This window comes from Acinetobacter sp. ANC_7635, from assembly GCF_056779945.1.
Window position 1 is genome coordinate 71,436 of record NZ_JBWYIS010000006.1, and the last position, 19,628, is coordinate 91,063.

Annotated in this window: 13 protein-coding genes; 8 read left to right on the plus strand and 5 right to left on the minus strand. The window is 38.8% G+C overall.

The window, feature by feature from the left end; translation table 11 throughout:
* The first annotated feature begins 324 nt into the window (after positions 1–324).
* The gene (locus AC1M89_RS08550) at positions 325–1,320 is read left to right on the plus strand and encodes an AraC family transcriptional regulator (protein WP_481591560.1); all 996 of its coding nucleotides are present in this window, start codon (positions 325–327) and stop codon (positions 1,318–1,320) included.
* A 239-nt stretch (positions 1,321–1,559) separates the two neighbouring features.
* Positions 1,560–2,390 (plus strand): alpha/beta fold hydrolase, encoded by an 831-nt coding sequence (locus AC1M89_RS08555; protein ID WP_481608974.1) that lies wholly within the window; start codon positions 1,560–1,562, stop codon positions 2,388–2,390.
* A 184-nt stretch (positions 2,391–2,574) separates the two neighbouring features.
* Here AC1M89_RS08555 and pta read toward each other — a convergent pair whose 3' ends face one another.
* The 3 genes from pta to AC1M89_RS08570 all read right to left on the minus strand — a co-directional run bounded on the left by pta (position 2,575) and on the right by AC1M89_RS08570 (position 7,654).
* Positions 2,575–4,716 carry a phosphate acetyltransferase gene (gene pta / locus AC1M89_RS08560; RefSeq protein WP_481591558.1) on the minus strand — a complete coding sequence of 714 codons (2,142 nt, stop codon included), beginning with the start codon at positions 4,714–4,716 and terminating at the stop codon, positions 2,575–2,577.
* Between the two features lie 64 nt (positions 4,717–4,780).
* Positions 4,781–6,004 carry an acetate/propionate family kinase gene (locus tag AC1M89_RS08565; protein ID WP_179998650.1) on the minus strand — a complete coding sequence of 408 codons (1,224 nt, stop codon included), beginning with the start codon at positions 6,002–6,004 and terminating at the stop codon, positions 4,781–4,783.
* Positions 6,005–6,388: 384 nt separating this feature from the next.
* Positions 6,389–7,654, minus strand: a complete 1,266-nt coding sequence (locus AC1M89_RS08570; protein WP_035265287.1) for a glutamate-5-semialdehyde dehydrogenase — start codon at positions 7,652–7,654, stop codon at positions 6,389–6,391.
* 288 nt (positions 7,655–7,942) lie between these two features.
* Here AC1M89_RS08570 and AC1M89_RS08575 point away from each other — a divergent pair, with 288 nt between their 5' ends.
* Entirely contained in the window at positions 7,943–9,265 is a 1,323-nt protein-coding gene (locus tag AC1M89_RS08575) for an alpha/beta fold hydrolase (RefSeq protein ID WP_481611328.1), read from the plus strand.
* A 63-nt stretch (positions 9,266–9,328) separates the two neighbouring features.
* On the opposite strand, the gene AC1M89_RS08580 is transcribed toward AC1M89_RS08575, so the two are convergent.
* Positions 9,329–10,174: a class I SAM-dependent methyltransferase gene (locus AC1M89_RS08580; RefSeq protein WP_481591555.1), complete on the minus strand. Its 846-nt coding sequence runs from the start codon at positions 10,172–10,174 to the stop codon at positions 9,329–9,331.
* A 70-nt stretch (positions 10,175–10,244) separates the two neighbouring features.
* Complete coding sequence (gene nagZ, locus AC1M89_RS08585; RefSeq protein WP_481591554.1) at positions 10,245–11,264, minus strand: beta-N-acetylhexosaminidase; 1,020 nt, start codon at positions 11,262–11,264, stop codon at positions 10,245–10,247.
* 196 nt (positions 11,265–11,460) lie between these two features.
* On the opposite strand from nagZ, the gene AC1M89_RS08590 reads away from it, so the two are divergent.
* The 5 genes from AC1M89_RS08590 to AC1M89_RS08610 all read left to right on the plus strand — a co-directional run bounded on the left by AC1M89_RS08590 (position 11,461) and on the right by AC1M89_RS08610 (position 19,626).
* Positions 11,461–13,644 (plus strand): carboxy terminal-processing peptidase, encoded by a 2,184-nt coding sequence (locus tag AC1M89_RS08590; protein ID WP_481614100.1) that lies wholly within the window; start codon positions 11,461–11,463, stop codon positions 13,642–13,644.
* A 216-nt stretch (positions 13,645–13,860) separates the two neighbouring features.
* On the plus strand, positions 13,861–15,927 hold the full coding sequence (locus tag AC1M89_RS08595; RefSeq protein ID WP_481591552.1) for a putative bifunctional diguanylate cyclase/phosphodiesterase: 2,067 nt from the start codon (positions 13,861–13,863) through the stop codon (positions 15,925–15,927).
* A gap of 120 nt (positions 15,928–16,047) precedes the next feature.
* Positions 16,048–17,640, plus strand: coding sequence for a peptide chain release factor 3 (locus AC1M89_RS08600; RefSeq protein ID WP_035265298.1), 1,593 nt, complete (start codon positions 16,048–16,050; stop codon positions 17,638–17,640).
* Positions 17,641–17,723: 83 nt separating this feature from the next.
* Positions 17,724–18,548 (plus strand): hypothetical protein, encoded by an 825-nt coding sequence (locus AC1M89_RS08605; protein ID WP_481591551.1) that lies wholly within the window; start codon positions 17,724–17,726, stop codon positions 18,546–18,548.
* Positions 18,549–18,678: 130 nt separating this feature from the next.
* Entirely contained in the window at positions 18,679–19,626 is a 948-nt protein-coding gene (locus tag AC1M89_RS08610; RefSeq protein ID WP_092766781.1) for an RsiV family protein, read from the plus strand.
* Positions 19,627–19,628 lie beyond the last annotated feature (2 nt).

Below are 19,628 nucleotides of genomic sequence, written 5' to 3' on the forward strand. Positions count from 1 at the left end.
TGGCGAAAGTTTAAGAGAGCAGATTCATTCATAGAAAAGTTAAAATTAATATTTGCTAATTAATTTTTTAGATGGAAATACGTTTACGTAATAAGTTGTTTAAGCTTTTTTATACGTAACAATAATTTTTTTCAAATTTATCTCATAATATTTTTAGATTAAATGGGTGAAATTTCACTATTTTAGTCATCAATAATTCTAATACATTGACTTTATGAAATTAAATTTTGTTAAGATTTTCAATAGAAAGTATTAAGTAAATATTTATATAATTAAAAATCAATATTATTTATATATTTCATAAAATCTAGAAGTTAATTAAATATGAAGTCAAGTGACGCTGGAGTCTTTCTGAGTTATGCCTATATCACAATGCACCAGATGGGATTAAATGTAGAGCAAATTTTAGAAGATGTAAGATTGCCCGCACAGTTGCCTGATAAGACAGTTCGCAGAGATAATTCATGTCAGTACCGATTTTGGAATACAGCGCAAAAAGTTTCTAATGACAGAGATATTGGTTTACATGTAGGAGAGCATTTTCCTGTAATTAGAGGCTCAGTGATTGAGTATCTGTTTTTGAGTAGTTCGGGATTTAAAGTTGGACTAGAGAAAGCTTTAAATTACCAAAAATTACTTTCTTCAGCTTTTCATTTTAGCCTGTTCACAGATGAGCATGTTGCTGGAATTCAAGGGTTTAATCATCCTGTTCGGCACTATTTAGAGATTGTGATCAGTGTGATTTTAAAGTTTTTGAAATTCATTACAGATGATCAATTCCGCCCAATTAAAATTTATTTACCCTATGAATATGGTGCGACATTAATAGAATACAAGCGCGTATGGGGATGTGAAGTTGAGTTGGGCTGTCCAGATGGGAAAATTATATTTGATGCAGCGTTGTTGAATTTAAAATTTGACTGGTATGAGCCTGAATTATTTGCCATCCATGAAACTTATGCAAAACGTCAGATGAGACAGGTTGAAAAATATGAACTTATTTCTGATATAGAACAAATTCTAGCTGAAGTTTTACTCGAATCAGGCAATGTTCAATTAAAGCATGTGGCAGACAAGTTAAATATGAAGGTCAACACCTTGCGTGCATCTTTAAACGATATTGACACTTCTTTTGAGAAAATTCTAACTCATTATCGTATTCGGACTGCAAAGCAATTATTAGCATCCAAAGAGATTTCCATGTGCCATATTGTCAGCGTTCTCGGTTTCTCAGAGAGTTCTGTTTTTTCACGAGCATTTAAACGTTGGACGGGTGAGACACCTTTGCAATACCGAAAAAGAAAAATCTCCAGAAAATGATTCAATTGATACTTAAACTATATCATCTGAGTCAATTAAACTTATGCCAAATCCGTTACTTTAATCTGAGGTAGAACAGTTTTAATGCTCTAAATGGTTACTTGGTTTTTAACACATTTAAGTTTTTAATGAAGTTCTAATCCTAATAAATCGAATTAAATTTTAAAAAATATTCAATTGCTTAAGAATTAATTTGATTTCATATTCAATTATTATTCAACCAATTTAAGGAGTTGAAAATGAGTTATGTAAAGACTAAAGACGGTGTTGAAATTTTTTATAAAGATTGGGGATCACGTGACGGTGAGGTTCTTTTTTTTCATCATGGGTGGCCTTTAAGTTCAGATGATTGGGATGCGCAAATACTTTACTTTTTAGACAAAGGTTACCGTGTAGTGGCGCATGACCGCCGTGGTCATGGACGATCTTCTCAAGTGTCTGAAGGTCATGATATGGATCATTATGCTGATGATGTTGCAGCTGTTGTTGAGCATTTAGGCATCAAAAAAGCGATTCATATTGGTCATTCAACAGGCGGAGGTGAGGTTGCGCACTATATTGCAAGACATGGTGAGGAACGTGTTTCTAAAGCTGTTCTGGTGAGCTCTGTACCACCCTATATGGTGAAAACTGAAGATAATCCAAACGGATTGCCGAAAGCTGTTTTTGACGACATGCAGGCTCAATTATTTAAAAATCGAGCTGAGTTCTATCGTGTTGTACCTGAAGGTCCATTTTATGGATTTAATCGTTCAAATGCGAAGCCGTCTGAGCCGGTGATTCAGAATTGGTGGAGACAAGGAATGATGGGTTCTGCTAAAGCTCATTATGAAGGGATTGTGGCTTTCTCCCAAACTGATTTTAGAGAAGACCTTAAGAAAATTTCAGTGCCAGTATTAGTTTTACATGGTGATGATGACCAAATTGTTCCTCTTGATATTTCAGGAAAGTTATCGGCTGAATTGGTACAAAATGGAACTTTAAAAATTTATCCAGGTTATTCACATGGGATGCTTACTATTAATCATGACGTGATTAACCCTGATCTTCTTGCATTTATTCAAAGTTAATTTTCGATCTTGTCTTAAACAAGAACTCTTTAAGAGTTCTTGTTTTTTTATATAAGTCTTTAGTTAACCTCATGATTCTAAGTTACAACACGTAGGAGTTAATCATAGATCTCAGTGTTCTAAGGGATTTATTGAAAAAACCATCCTCACTTTCGCGAGGATGGTAACTCATATGCAAATCAAATTATTGGGCTTGTTGCTCAGCCTGAATCGCTGTTAAAGCAATCGTAAAGACAATATCATCGACCAATGCACCACGAGATAAATCGTTTACAGGTTTGTTTAAACCTTGGAGCATTGGACCGACACTGACCACATTGGCAGAGCGTTGAACTGCTTTATAGGTGGTATTACCAGTATTCAAGTCAGGGAAAATAAAGACATTGGCACGACCCGCCACTTGAGAGTCAGGTGCTTTAGAGCGACCTACACTTTCTACAGAGGCAGCATCATATTGAAGGGGGCCATCGATCAATAAATCTGGACGACGTTCTTTTGCGATGCGTGTTGCTTCAGCAACTTTTTCAACATCAGCACCTGTGCCAGATGTACCAGTTGAATATGAAATCATGGCAATACGTGGATCAATACCAAACGCTTTGGCTGAATCGGCAGATTGAATCGCGATTTCAGCAAGTTGCTCTGCATTAGGATCTGGATTGATTGCACAGTCACCATAAACATACACTTCATCTGGTAGTAACATAAAGAAAACAGACGAAACTAAAGAGTAATCAGGTGCCGTTTTAATCAACTGAAATGCAGGGCGAACTGTATTGGCTGTGGTATGAACTGCACCTGAAACTAATCCATCCACTTGATCTAGTGCTAACATCATCGTTCCAAGAACCACTGTATCTTGTAACTGTTCTTTCGCTTGCAGTTCATTTAACTTGCCTTTACGCAACTCTACCATTTGCGCAATATAATTGTCGCGGATGAGGTCTGGATCAATGATTTCTAAATCGTCAGGTAATTCAATCCCTCGAGCTTTGGCTACATCTAAAACTGCTTCTGGTTTTGCCAGTAAGATACAGTGAGCAATACCACGTGATTGGCAGATCGCGGCTGCTTGAATCGTACGAGGTTCATCACCTTCAGGAAGAACAATTCTTTTCTTCGCTGCAATTGATTTTTGTACCAACTCATGACGGAATGCAGATGGAGAAAGACGTGGTTGGTATGAACCATTCAGCAACTGCGTTACCCAATCCGCATCAATATGGCTAGATACAAATCGAGTGACTTGTTCAGCGCGAGCAGTATCATCTACAGGAATTTCATTACTTAAATTAGCCAGTTGGGTTGCCGTTTCAAAGGTGCTCAATGGTGTGTGTAAAATAGGTAAGCCCTGTTTTATCGCAGCTTGGCAGAAAGCCAGTACTTGTTGATTAGGTGCATAATGTTCAGTCAATACTAAACCAGCAAGAGGGATACCATTGCTGCTTGCTAAACTACTTGCAAGTAAGACATCAATACGATCTGATGCGCTAATAATCAGTTCGCCTGCCGTGAATTTGTGCAGTTCGCGCTCGATATTTGAAGCGATCAGGCTACTATGCAGAACACGTCGTTGTGCAGCCTCACCTAAGTTAATCCATTCTGCTTGAATATGTTGCGCGATATCAGACATTCGCGGCACACTTAAAGTATTACTAAATGGTACTAATGCAATAACAGGAAGTTGTTCGGAACCAATCAGTGGATGTGTTTTTTGAATTTCCCCAACAAATTGTTGAGTCTCTTGTGTCAGACGCAGACTTGGATCAATGGTCACTGGAATCTGTGCAGACTCCTCGGACAGACCTTTGGTTCGCATGAACAGCACACCAGCTGTTCGGTTGCTGTTTGCTCCACCAAAATTACGTAATTGGGTTTCTACTTTTTCTGCAGTATAGGCTGGTTGTTTGATATCAGCATTGCTCACAATGATGACTTTCGCATCTAGTGCTTGAGCAAGTTGAGCATTCAGTTCAGATGCAAAACTATCACGACTATTTGGAACTAACCCTTCCACAATAATAAGATCATGTTTTTTAGCAATTTGACGATGTAGACGAACAGCTTCTTCTAATAACTCATCACTTTCATCAGCATTTAATTGCTGAACTACATTTTGATATGAGATTGGTTCAACTGTTTCGTTCTGAGAAACATGGCGGAATAACGCTGTGGTGCGATCGAAATTTTCAGCATGTACTTCTTGTGAAAATGGCTTAACAAAACCAGCTTTTACACCTTGACACTCAAGTGCATAAATTAAGCCTAAACACGCTGATGTCAGACCTACACCTTCACCAGTTGGAACAAGTACAATTGTTTTCATATCATCAAAATCTATATCTAAAAATAAAAAAGAAATATGTAAATATGTCTGAGCGGGCGACTACTTAAGCAGTCGCGGTTTCAAGTTCAGACTTTTTTTCAGATGAATTCACATCTCCGATTTGATTCACCACATGTTCTGTTTCTTGTGCAATACGTCCTTCTTCATCTGTAGGAATGACCCAAATTTGCGGACCAGTACCATTATCAATACGACCTTCTGTACCGCGAGCTAATTGGTCATTTTTTTCTTTACTAAAGTTAAAACCAAAATGTGGCAAATAAGATAATGTTTTTTCACGAATAAATGCTGAGTTTTCACCAATACCACCTGTGAAGAATAAGCCATCAAGACGAGGTAAACCACAGCTGAGTGCTGCTAATGATTTAGCAAGACGATAGCAGAATACTTCAATAGCAAGTGCAGCATCTTCATTGCCTTCTTCTGAAGCTTCGATAAGTGTTCGCATATCGTTTGACAGGTTTGAAAGTCCTAATAAACCAGATTGGCTATTGAGCATTCTGTCAATTTTGTAAATGTCCCATCCTAGGTTTTTGGCTAAAAAATTATGTAAACTTGGGTCTACATCACCACTACGGGTACCCATCACTAAACCTTCGAGTGGCGTTAATCCCATAGAGGTATCAACACTTTTACCATTCCAAATTGCACAAGTAGAACTACCATTGCCTAAATGAGCGGTGAGCCAACCACCTTCACGGAAACTACCAGCAAGCTCAGAACCACGATCTGATACATAGGCATGGCTCGTACCGTGGAATCCATAGCGGCGAACATTATGTTCAGTGTATAAAAATTTTGGTACCGCATAACGATAGGCATGCGCTGGCATTGTTTGATGGAACGCTGTATCAAACACTGCAACCTGCGGTAAGTCTGGGAACAAACGTTTAGTCGCTTCGATCCCAACGAGATGTGCAGGATTATGTAATGGAGCTAAAGGTGTTGCTTCACGGATTTTTTCAATAATTTCATCGGTGATTAACTCTGCTTGAGTTAAAGAACCACCATGTACAATACGATGACCAATGGCATCAGGCTTGTGATTCGCTAAGCGAGATAATCCAACTTCAAGTGCTTCTTTATGGTCTGCATTTGGAATACGAATATCAACTGGTTCGTTGCCTACAGTCACGCCTTTGATGCGCGCTTCTGGCGTACCTAAGTTTTCAGCAAGACCATGAATTCGGAAATCTTGATCTTTAAGTAATAATGCAAACTTGATCGAAGAAGAACCGCAATTGATGATAAGAACTGAATGAGGCATGGTGTGTTCCTTTACTGGCAATTTTAATATTTCGTTTGTTTTCTTCCAAATGAACAAAAAATGTTATTTCTTGATCGTGAAGCATTTGTATCATGCGTTTTTTTATTGTCCTAGATAGACTTTAGGTGATTAGACTTAAGCACTATCGACCACTAAGGCAATAATAATTAAAATTTATAGTCTTTCTTTATTCATTTATTAAATAAATGATGGTTATGTTTTAATTAAATTGTATGCGTAAAACATAGCATGTATTGTATTTTTTATATACCACTTCTGGTTTGTAATTGATTTAATTTATACGTTTTTTATTTCGTTATGAAGAGTTGAATCACTCAAAAACAAAGCCCTTTACTCAAAGGGCTTTGTTTTTTTAAGTTAGATTTATTGACGGATTTGGCCATCGCCTAAAACAATCCATTTTTGTGAGGTGAGTCCTTCTAATCCGACTGGACCTCTGGCATGAATTTTATCTGTTGAAATGCCGATTTCAGCACCTAAACCATATTCAAAACCATCAGCAAAACGAGTAGAGGCATTAACCATGACCGAACTTGAATCGACGCGAGTAAGGAATTTTCGGGCCGTGCTAAAGTTTTCAGTAATAATCGAATCAGTGTGATGCGATCCGTATTTATTGATATGCAAAATTGCTTCTTCAACGCCACTGACCACTTTAACCGCTAAAATAGGTCCTAGATATTCCTCATACCAGTCTTCTTCGGTCGCAGTTTTAATCTGTTCACCTAAAATTGCTTTGACTTTCAAGCAACCACGCAACTCAACTTGTTTTTCAGCATAAAGTTCAGCAATGCGAGGCAGAAAGTCATCAGCAACTTTTTCATCAACCAGCAGCGTTTCCATGGCATTACATACGCCATAGCGATGAGTTTTTGCATTTAACGCAATTGGCAATGCTTTTTGTAGATCTGCTTGGGCCTCAACGAAGACGTGACAGTTACCATCAAGATGTTTGATTACAGGAATAGTCGCTTCACGTGTAATACGTTCAATTAAGCCTTTGCCACCACGTGGAACAATAACGTCAACATACTCAGAGAGGGTAATCAATTGCCCAACTGCAGCACGATCTGCTGTATTGACAACTTGGACTGCGTTAACTGGTACACCAGCTTGCTCTAAACCTTTTTGAATTGCGGTAGCAATGGCTTTGTTTGACTCTAATGCCTCTGAACCACCGCGAAGAATGATGGCATTGCCAGACTTAATCGCTAAAGAGGCTGCTTCTAGAGTGACGTTAGGACGTGATTCATAAATCATACCTACGACACCTAAAGGCACTCGCATTTTTCCAAGCTGAATACCAGACGGGCGATAAGCTAGGTCAGTAATTTCACCAATGGGATCAATTAAACTGATGACATCTTTAAGACCTTGTAACATTCCACTGAAGCGTGTGGGTGTAAGTTCCAAACGATCGAGTAATGCGCTGTCTAAATTGTTTTCATGACCACGAGTCATGTCTAGTTTATTCGCAGCTAGAATTTGAGCTTGATGGTCTTCCAAAGCGGTATGGATTGCCGTCAAAGCATTATTTCGTTCAAAAGTCGAAGAGCCAGCCAAAAAGCGTGAAGCTTCACGCGCATTCTGACCGACGACTTGCATGTACTGTTCGATGGAGTCTTGCATAGCAGTTTAACTGATCATTTTAAAATCTCATTCAAATAGTAGCAGCGCAGATGACAACAATCTATGTTTATCAGCGAAAAAAGCTAAGTTGATAAAACTTGTAACTATTTTTAGAACCTAACGGCAGTTAAAAAAAGATAAAAGGTGAATTCTTGCATTGCGCAGATTTCATGCATCTGTATAAAATGAAATGAATGTTAATTATGTTGCATAATCATAACGAATTGAGAGTATGATCAAATTAACGGCTGTGAAAACAAAACAATAAAGCCAAATGGAGATAAGGGAATGAATTCCATGATAAAAATGGAGCTTGAAGATTATTCAGCTGAAGACAGCACTCATTTTTTTGATCTGTACCATAAAAATAGTTTTAAAGAGCCGCCACGAACCACATGGATTGATGGCTGGAAAATTGAATATATGGCGATCGCATCGCCAGAAACACTGTACCAGACGCCAACGCTGATTGTCGGAGGCGCATTTCAAAATTTTAATTCATATAAATATTGCGTTGAACAGCTCTTCGAGAAAGGACCTGTTATTTTAATCGACTTACCATCTTTAGGTTCAAATCAACAAATCCACAATCGTGATACTGGAATTTCTGCTGGTACTCTAGAGTTACCAGAGCTTTCAAAAATGTTAGGTCAATGGTTGGATTTGGTGGAGATTAAGAAAGTCTCTGTCATGGGGATGTCATTAGGCTCTGTGGTTGCTTCCTGTTTTGCTCATTATCGCCCAGAACTGGTAGATCGATTGATTCTGATGGGCGTCATGCAGAAGACTCGGAAAAGCTGGCGTATGTTGCTTGAAGAGTCATTAATATTGATGCAAGAGCAACGTATGGATGAGTTTGGTCAGGCTGTCATTTTGTACTTGGTGAATCATGCAAAATTAGATCAAACGCGTATGTCTCCAACAGCTAAACGACTTTTTTATAAGCAGATGTCTGAGTTTGATATCGCTGAGCGTGAGCGATATGAAATTAACTGTAATCGTTTATTGCGTCTTTCCCATGTTCCAATTCCGATGTGTAAAACATTGGTAGCATGTGGTCAATTCGATAGTTTTACTTTGCCATTTGAGAATGCGAATTTCGCCTTGCAATGTCCAGATGTTGAGTTTGCAATGATTGCAAATGCGGATCATGTGCCTCAATTGCAACGTCGTAAAGAAACCATGAATCTTTTTACCAGTTTCTTAAAAGGCGAATCGATTCACAATCTAGATGGAATCATTTATTTAGATAAAGACCAAATGCAATCTTTGGATCGAAGGGGGGAAGTTCGATTTGCCCTTAAAAATGCGCATTCTGTTTTAATTCATCAAACAAATGCACAACGTTTTGAAGTTGAAATTAAAGACCTGAATTACTTTGGTGTATCATTCTTTTTGGATGACCCATCTCAAGTTGAAGTCTTACAGGAAGATGCTCGAAGTTTTGCAATTGAATTTGAGGATGAGCAAGGACATTTTGCTGTCGAATGCTTAATGTTCGATTTTATTGGAAATGAAGTAAGAGCATTATTCAAGCATGGTTATTTTGAAGTGGCTGATCGCTTACTTCAATTTATAGATACCCATAAACACAATGACAGCGTGGATTAGGCTGTCATTGAATTCATTTGAATCAAAAAATAGATACTTCGTAATATTGCTACGAATGAATCATTATTTTATTGCATGAATCATCCATACTAGATCACCAAGATGCTGATCTGTATCCATATTTTGATTCTTTTTTTCAAAATACAGTTGAGGTTGAATGACTTCAACTTCAGTAAAACCTGACAGTTTGAAAAAGTGCTGTACCTCTAAAGGGTCTTTAAAGTGGAAGGTAAATGCACTTCTTGAAGCGTATTTGAGTAATTTGCTGCTCGACCAAATTAAGTTAGCCAGTTTATGTTGGACAGGTTCGGGATAAAGGTCAGTTAAATAATGAAGCGTTTGGAATGGTTGACCAAAACGTACAATTGAATTCAGCAATTGTTTGAGTAAATCTTGATTAAAATAATTGATTAATCCTTCACTGATAATCACTAGCGGTCGTGTTGGGTCGAATTCGTCAAAAGCTGTTTTGAAATCATCCGTGAATAAGTCTGCTGATAAAACTTTAGGGCTTTCGGGATCGATTTTATTCAAAGCGGATTGTTTTGTGGCAGCCATGTCTGGTAAATCTAATTCGCGATAATCTATTTCGGGATAATGAGATCTAAACCACCAACCACGAGGTGAAAGTCCCGCTGCAATTTCTAAAATTTGCAGGTTTGGATATTGTTTGATTAATAATTTTAAATGGTCGTCTAATAATGTATGTCGTGTCTTCAGAGTTGAACGCATACTTCCGCCGATAAACTTCTCAGCCATACTTTCAAAAGGGTGAGCGAATTGCGCCAACGCTTTACCTTTCGAAGTCGCAAATGCTTCGTGAGAGATACCCATTTGGTACCAAATATAGGCAGTGTAGTGAGCAGTAAACGAAATATGACGGTGCTTTGATTGTTTTGATTGAGACATACACATCCTTAGCTATGATTATTATTGGATTGGTCAAGATAAAGGGAGCATTTAGATGCTCCCTTTATTATTAAAATGATTGTCTAAAATCTTCAATGACCTTTTTGACAGATTTCCATTCGTTGCCTAAGTCAAGTTGTTCACCAATGCGAATCTCTTGAATCTTACCGCGCATACGCTCTAAGCGTTCTTGGTTCGGCAATGGATAATTCTCTATGGCACTGAGCGCGACACATGCAGATTCCCGATTATTGCAGACTAAGCCCATATCACAGCCAGCTTCAAGCGCGGCTTTGATGCGAGCATCTGCACCACCTGCAACACAAGCTGCTTGCATACTTAAGTCATCAGAAAACAAGACACCATCGAACTCAAGTGTTTCACGAAGTACTTTTTGAACCCAATACTGAGAAAAACCAGCAGGATTTGGATCTACTTTTTCATAAATCACATGTGCTGGCATGAGTGCGTCAAGTTGAGGTTGGAGTTGAATAAAGCTTTGCATATCTTGAGCTTCAATTTCAGCATAACTTCGTGTATCCACAGCTGCAGCAATATGTGAATCTGCTTTAACCGAGCCATGGCCAGGGAAGTGTTTCCCCGTGGTTGCCATACCTGCGCGTTTCATACCTTGCATAAAGGCTTGGGCTAAAGGGATGATATCTGAGATATTTTTAGCAAAAGCACGATCACCAATAACATCGCTAATGTCGTTAAGGTCTAATACAGGTGCAAAGCTGAAATCGATCCCGACTGCAAGAACTTCGGTAGCCATGAGCCAACCGCATTGTTCAGCCAATTCAATTGCGCGTTCTGGCTGACTTAAATAGAGCTCACCGAAACGTCCCATGGCAGGAAGGAGAGTGAAGCCTTGTTTTAAACGTTGTACGCGTCCGCCTTCTTGATCGACTGCAATCAAAATATCGGGACGAACTTGGCGCATATGATCCGTTAAGGCGCGAACTTGTTGAGGTGATTCAATATTTCTTCCAAACAAAATGACTCCACCAACTTGTGGAGATTGTAGGAGTTGAATATCTTCTTGATTAAGTGTTGTGCCCTCAATATCAAGCATCAATGCGCCAATCATAGTGGAATCCGTGATTCTAATTTTAAAAGAGAAAACAATACCCGAATTTTGCAATGATTTGCTACATTTTCTCCGTACAGATTATGATAAAACTATACGGCAGAAATAAAAAAGTTGTTTAAGGTTTTGAATATTAATATTTCTATCTGAAAACAATAGTGTAAATTTGGTTTATCCAAGGAAAGACAAATTCGTTATGAAACTTCAAACAATCGCTTGCGCGGTAGCCATTGCCACTGGTGGTTTATTTTTTGGTCATACAATTAATGTTGCGATCGCAGCGAATGAACCAGCGGTTCAACAGGTTCAGAATATAAAGCCCACACAAGAACAAGCTTTAGTTTCAAGACAATTAGCAACTTTGGTGGATCGTCAGCACTATTTAAATATGCGTTTAGATGCTAAGACCTCACAACGTATTTTTGATATGTATATTGATAGTCTTGATCCTGACCATAGCCTTTTCTTGGCAGATGAAGTGGCAAACTATAAGAAAAAATACGGACCAACTTTTGGAGCGGCGCTCAAAGCGGGTAACCTTGAAGGACCTTATGCCATTCACGCTCAATATCGTGATCGTTTAAAGTCATTCTATGAGTTTATGTTGGCGGAGTTAAAAAAACCGCAAAACCTAAATCAACCTAATGTGTTTATCGAGTCTGATCGTGAAAAGGCTCCATTTTTCAAAAATAAAGCTGAGCAAGAAAATCAATGGCGCAAAATGTTGGTGTCTCAGTTAATCAATTTAACGATTGCTAAAGAAGAAGATTTGGCTAAGCAAAAAGTGCTGAAAGATGATCCTTCTTTAGCAGCAGGACAAGATCTCACTTCAGCTGAAGATTTAACGCCAGTTCAGACTTTGACCAAGCGCTATATGCGTCAATTAGAACGTATGAAGCGTACAAAAAGCGATGACGTTTTAGAAAAAACGCTCAATGCTATGTTGGCGACCTATGACCCGCACAGTAATTATTTCCCGCCAATCGATGCGATTGAGTTAAATCGTCAGACCACATTGCAGCTTGAGGGGATTGGTGTGTCGATCCGTCCAGAACGTGGGAATGAAGACTATACGCGTATCGAGACGATCGTAGATGGTGGTCCTGCGTTTAAGACGGGGCAGGTCAAGTCTGGTGATCGTATTATTGGTGTCGCGCAAGACGGTGACAAAATGGTCGACGTCATTGGGTGGACCAGTTCTGAAATCGTTGGATTGATCCGAGGTAAGCGTGGGACTAAAGTCACCATTAAATTGCTCGGACCTGGAGCATCTATGAGTCAGGCACGTACCGTAACTATCGTACGTGATGTGATTCAAGAAGAGGATGCGGGTGTACGTTCAAGAACAGTTGAAATTGTACGTGATGGCAAGAAACATAAAGTTGGAGTAGTCGAAATTCCATCGTTCTATTACAACTACCGTGCCCGTCGTGCTGGTGAAAGCTATCGTTCAGTATCTGAAGATACCAATAATGCATTGAAAAGTTTAGCTGCGCAAAATGTCGATGGCATTATCGTTGATCTTCGTAATAACCCTGGTGGTTCACTCGAAGAAGTGGCAAAAATGATTGGGCAAGTGATTAAATCTGGTCCAGTGGTTCAAATTCGGGATGGGAATGGTAACGTCAGTGTCTTCGAAGATCGTGATGGAGGCGCTCAAACCTACGCAGGTCCATTGGCTGTCATGGTGAATCTGGCTTCTGCATCAGCAAGTGAAATCTATTCAGCTGCTGTGCAGGATTATGGTCGTGGGATTGTGATTGGAAGTACTACGACAGGTAAGGGTACAGCCCAAGTTCAATTGGACAGCTTAGCGTATGGTCAAGCGACATTGACGCAACGAAAGTTTTACCGTGTTACTGGTGGAAGCACACAAAATAAAGGGGTTGTGCCTGATATTCAATTGGTTGATATCTACGATGAAGAGTTTGGGGAGCGTAAAGCTAAGAATGCTTTAGAGTGGGATACCATCCCTACAGCTCCTTTCAAACGTGAGGGAGAAGTGCAAGCCTTTGTACCAAAATTAGCTGCTCATTCAAAACAGCGTGTTGCGAATGATATTCAATTTAAGTATTTAGAAGCGCGTAAAGCGATTTCGCAGAAAGCTAAAGAGAATAAACAAATCGTGTTGGATATCGATCAACGTAAATCTGAGCTCATCGCTTTGGAAAAAGAAACGTTGGCAGAAGAAAACAAACGCCGTATAGCAATGGGTAAAACTGCTTATCCAAATTGGGAAAGTTATCAGGCGTCGATGGAAGCTTTGGCTGAATCGCGTGCTAAGATGAAAACTAATCAACGTCCACCTTTACCTGAGGAAGAGGCATTTGTCACTGAATCAGCTCATATCTTGCTCGATTACATTGCCTTGCAAAAATAAAAATATTTATTGTTAAGTTTTACTTAAAAAAATGGCGTATTTCGATACGCCATTTTTTATGGATATCGCCGAAAAACAACTTGACGTTCAATGAGATGGTGATATTGTTGTAGGCGACAAATGCTCATTAAAAAGTTGAACCTTCTTACATTTATTTGCTGTACTTTTGGGGTTTAAATAAAATAAAAACAGGTTCAGGTACGGATAAGTCTCTATATGATTCATATGAGTTACGATTATGCAATGGTGGCGGGTTCTGCTGTGGCGGCAGTGATCGTCTGCTTTATTGCTATTTCATTTGAACAACTCATTAGTACCCACAAAAACCCAGTTGGTCAAAAAGTGCTGCTCGGTGTAAGTGGCATGATATTTGGTCTTGCGATTTGGGTCATGCATTTTGTTGGAATGCTGGCTTGTCATTTACCCGAAGATCATAGTTTCGATATAGGTTTAACGCTATTCTCTTATGTGATCGCAGCTCTCGCTTCAATTTTTGCCATATGGCTCACGACTAGATCTACACTTCCTTTGGCTAGATTGGTTTTGGGTGCACTTCTGATGGGTTTCGGTATTTCAGGTATGCACTATACTGGAATGGCGGGATTGATCGTTCCCAACTACATTATTCGTTATGACACCATTTTGGTGATTTTTTCTGTACTGATTGCTGTATGTGGTTCAGGGTTGTCATTCTGGCTGATGTTTAAATATAAGCGTACCTATCACAATAAATTGGCTTTCAAGCTTGCCGTGGCATTCATGATCGCTTTTAGTATTGTGGGAATGCATTATATTGGTATGGCGGCTGCGACTTTCCAACCCGTGGATGCCAAATATGCAGCATTGAATCAACTCCATGAAGGTCAAGGTTTATTACTTTTTGTCATTATATTTGTCACCTGCTTGGTTTTAGTGGTCAGTTTTTTTGTCGCTATTTTAGAATTACGACTTGAAGAGAGAAATCAACAACTAATCAGAATGAATAAGGAATTGGAAAGCCTTGCCCTTCAAGATAATTTGACCAAACTTCCAAATCGACTTTTTTTGCTTGATTACACCACTTCATTATTTTCACTTCACCAATCTAAAGATCATAAAGTTGCATTCATTTATATTGATTTGGATCGTTTCAAGGCAGTGAATGATGCTTTTGGACATCATATTGGTGATCAGCTTTTAGTGAATTTAGCGCATCGACTCCATGCATTACTCGAAAAAAACCAAAAATTAATTCGTATTGGTGGTGATGAGTTTTTATTGGTTGTTGAAGATTTTTCTACAGACCAAATTGATCAAGTTGCCAATCTAGTATTGAGTAAAATCCAAGAAGGCTTTGTGATTTCGGGGAAGGAAATCAATATCTCAGCAAGTTTAGGTGTGGTCTATTATCCAGATCATGGTGCTGATTTACATGATTTGTTGGTGAATGCTGATGCTGCAATGCTGATGTCCAAAGAGCAAGGTCGCAATACTTATAGTGTGTTTAACTATTCATTAGATCAACAAGAAGTCGCACGTAGCCAATCAAAACTTATCAATGATTTGTATCGTGCTGTTGAAGAACAACAATTCATTTTATTTTATCAGCCGAAATTCACAGCAGATTTTAAAATTTGTGGCGTTGAAGCTTTAATTCGTTGGAAGCATCCAAGTCTAGGACTTCTAGCACCGAATATGTTTATTGAGGGTGCGGAGCAAACAGGTCTTATTATTAAAATGGGCTACTGGGCCCTTGAACAAGCGTGTATACAGATTCAAGCTTGGCAAAAAAAGAAATTGCCTTTCTGTCCGATCGCTGTAAATTTATCAGCTGTACAATTTGAACATAAAGCGCTGGTAGATACATTAAGATGTTTAATCACACAATACCAGATCGATCCAGCCCATTTAATTATTGAGATTACTGAGTCGACAGCAATGCATCATATCGATGTCAGTATTCGTACTTTTGAGAGCCTGCGAAACCTGGGGATTGGGCTTGCGATTGATGATTTTGGAACAGGTCATTCAAGCTTCTTATATTTAAAGAATCTCCCGGTAGATGAACTTAAAATTGACCGTGAATTTATTCGAAATCTTTCACCCAATACAAAAGATGAAATTATCTTAGAAAGTATTATTGTCTTGGCTAAACGTTTAGGTTTGGTGGTGACAGCTGAAGGCGTCGAAACTCAAAAACAAGCCGATATCTTAAAACGTTTAGGTTGTCAGCAATTACAAGGCTATTTATTGGGTATGCCATTACCTGTGGATCGTTTAGAAAGCACATTTAAGAACTATTAACTTCTGGTCAGTTTCTGATTCATCACATTCACATTCGGTATTGATCTGCTACAATATCGCCAATTTTTATTTTGATCTTTTTTGATCTTCTAAACTGCATGTCTGCAGTAGGTGTTATTCATGAGCTTTAAGCAAGAGTTAGCGGAGCAAGTTGCTCAGCGACGTACATTTGCCATTATTTCCCACCCCGATGCGGGTAAAACCACAATGACGGAAAAGTTATTGTTGTGGGGGCAAGCGATCCAAGTTGCAGGTATGGTAAAAAGCCGTAAATCTGACCGTGCTGCGACATCAGATTGGATGGAAATGGAAAAAGAGCGTGGTATCTCGATTACGACCTCTGTGATGCAGTTCCCTTATAAAGACAAAATGATCAACCTGCTCGATACACCGGGGCATGAAGATTTCTCTGAAGATACATATCGTACCCTTACAGCCGTAGACTCAGCGTTGATGGTGATTGATGGTGCGAAAGGTGTCGAAGATCGTACTATTAAGTTAATGGACGTGTGTCGTATGCGTGACACACCAATTATTTCATTCGTCAACAAAATGGACCGTGAAATCCGTGAGCCGCTTGAGCTCCTCGACGAAATCGAAAATGTCCTGAAAATTAAATGCGTACCTTTAACTTGGCCTTTAGGTACAGGCCGTGACTTCGCGGGTGTTTTTAATCTGATCGAAGAAAAATTCTATGTCTATAAAGCAGGTTTTGGTTCAACCATTACAGATATTGAAATTCGTGACGGTTATGACCATGCTGACCTTCGTGAAAAAGTCGGTGAATTAGCTTGGGCTGCATTTGAAGAGTCACTAGAATTAGTTCAAATGGCAAATGAACCGCTTGATCGTGAAGAATTCTTAGCAGGGCGTCAAACCCCAGTATTGTTTGGTACAGCGTTGGGTAACTTTGGTGTAGACCATGTCTTGAATGCATTTAGTGAATATGCACCACCACCAAAAGCACATCCTACCCAAGACCGTAAAGTTGAAGCGACTGAAGAGGGTTTCTCTGGTTTTGTCTTTAAAATTCAAGCCAATATGGACCCTAAACACCGCGATCGTATTGCTTTCATGCGTATCTGTTCAGGCAAATATGAAAAAGGCTTGAAAATGAAGCATGTGCGTATTGGGAAAGATGTGCGTATTTCAGATGCATTAACGTTCTTGGCGGGTGATCGTCAGCATTTAGAAGAGGCATGGCCAGGCGACATTATTGGTTTACATAACCATGGTACGATTCAAATCGGCGATACTTTCACTTCGGGTGAAAACTTGCAATTCACAGGTATTCCTCACTTTGCTCCTGAAATGTTCCGTCGTGTTCGTTTAAAAGATCCTTTAAAATCGAAGCAACTTCAAAAAGGTTTAAAAGAGCTTTCAGAGGAAGGTGCAACTCAGGTATTTATGCCACAAAACAGTAATGATCTTATTGTAGGTGCTGTGGGTGTTCTTCAATTCGAAGTTGTTGCTTATCGTTTAAAAGAAGAATACAAAGTAGATTGTATTTACGAGCCTGTGAGCATTAACACTGTTCGTTGGGTTTCATGTCCAGATGAGAAAAAATTTAATGAATTTAAGAAAAAAGCACATGACCAACTTTCAGTTGATGGTGGTGGGCATTTAACGTACTTAGCACCTAGCCGTGTCAATTTACAATTAATGCAAGAGCGTTATCCTGATATTGTTTTCCGTAATACACGTGAACATTAATTTTGCTTGAAAATGTAAAACAGCTTCCTCGTGAAGCTGTTTTTGTATCAGAATAACCAATGCTTTAATTTTGGTTGATTCTTGTGATTACTCTAAACTTACAAAAAAAACGATTGCGTATTCTTCTTGCTACCTTAGTCATTGGGATGGCATCTTGTGAAAAACAACCAGAGTCTACGACACAAAAGTCAGGGCAGTCTGCCCAAGTTAAAAATGCTGATGTGTTACCTTACTTAAATGATGACGCGTTTCAAGTTGAAATAAAGAGCGAAAATTGCACAAAATCGGTCTGCGAAAAAATTGAAATTTTAAGTCTAAAAACAGCAGATCAGTGGGTCAATCAACAACTTAACAACCATTTGGCTTTTGTGATTCAAGATCAAATCAATGAAAAAGAAAAATTGAGTTTGGATCAATCCATCGAAACCTATATAAGTCGATCTGAATCATGGATGAAGGAGTTTTCACTGAATCAGCCTTATGAGTTGGATATACTGACGCAAGTCGCCACCCAACGAAATCAATATGTGTTGATCCAATTCATTGTTAACACAAAACAAGCTGAAGTGATCGTTAAAGATCGTGGTTACTTTATGGTATTGGATCGAAAGCAGAAAAAAGTTTTACAGTTGCAGGATGTGATTCAAAAGAACCAAATAAATGATTTTGAAAGAATACTTCAAGTGTCCTATCAAAAATGGTTAAAGGCCCAGAGTGGTGAAGTGAGAAGTATCGCTCCAGTGAATCTCAGCTGGCAAAATCAGGAATGGTTCTTTGATGGTGAAGGGATTGGTGTTCATATTCGTGCGAACGAAATTGTCAAAGGTGGTGAGCAATTGGATATCTATTTGAATCATGCTCAAACCAAGCAGGTGGTTGTACCGCAGATCTTTCAAAAGATGTTTTGAAATATTACAAATATTGTAATGTAGCATATACAATTGCAGTTAAACCCATACAAACGAAGCTTGAGCTATCAATTTCATCGGGTTAGGCTTAAATCAATGATAAATGACCGTTTCTCCTCAAGGTTGTGAGATGTTAAAAAATAAAATAGTTTGGACTGTATCTGTACTTACTGCCGCAATTACGCTGAGCGCATGTCAGCCAAAAGGGGACGGGCCTAAAGAGTCACCTGACACTCAAACTCAAGCAGCATCGGAAGTTCAGATACTCGTGCTTCAGGGTGAAACTGAAAAAGTGCCTGTTCGGTTGGTAGAATGTGATGGTAACAATTGTCCAGAAATTTCAATTGATCGATTGAGAACGAATCAATTTGTGTTAGATGGCTTAATTGATCAAGCGATTATCAAAAATTTACAAGAAACGCTAGAGTTGTTCGAACCTGAGCAGACGCTGCCTAAAGACAAAGATACTCAAGCCGCAAGTGAAGTTGTTGAATATAAAACTGCAGCGCAGTTACTTGCAGAGCAGATTCAGCCCTATATTGATAACTTTGTGGGTTTAGATAAAGAGTTAAAGCACTTGGGGGTTGGACATCAAATTAGTTTGAGTATTAGTCCTAAAATTTTAAATTCACAAGGACCACTTGCAACCGTCGTATTGAATACGAGTAACTATTTAGGAGGTGCACATGGTTCTTCTTCACAAACTTACTTTAATTTTGATTTGAAACAGCAGAAACAAGTGTCACTAGATCAAATTTTAGTGAAAGACCAAAAGAATAAATTAAATCAATTGGCCCATGATGAATTTAAAAAATGGGTCATAGATTCCCAGTTAGCAGATAACGTTGAAGAGTATGAAGAGGCTTGGAAATTTAAACTCACTGATAATTATTATTTGGGTAAGAAGGGTTTAATTCTTCAATACGGTGAATATGAAATTGGTCCTTATGTGGTGGGTTTGCCAAGACTTACGATTCCTTATGAAAAGCTACAGGGTGTGATTAAACCTGAAATGCTGGAGGCTGTTCATTCTTCGGTTCAAGTTGCTGTACCTCAAGCTGCAGGTGAAGCAAAATAACA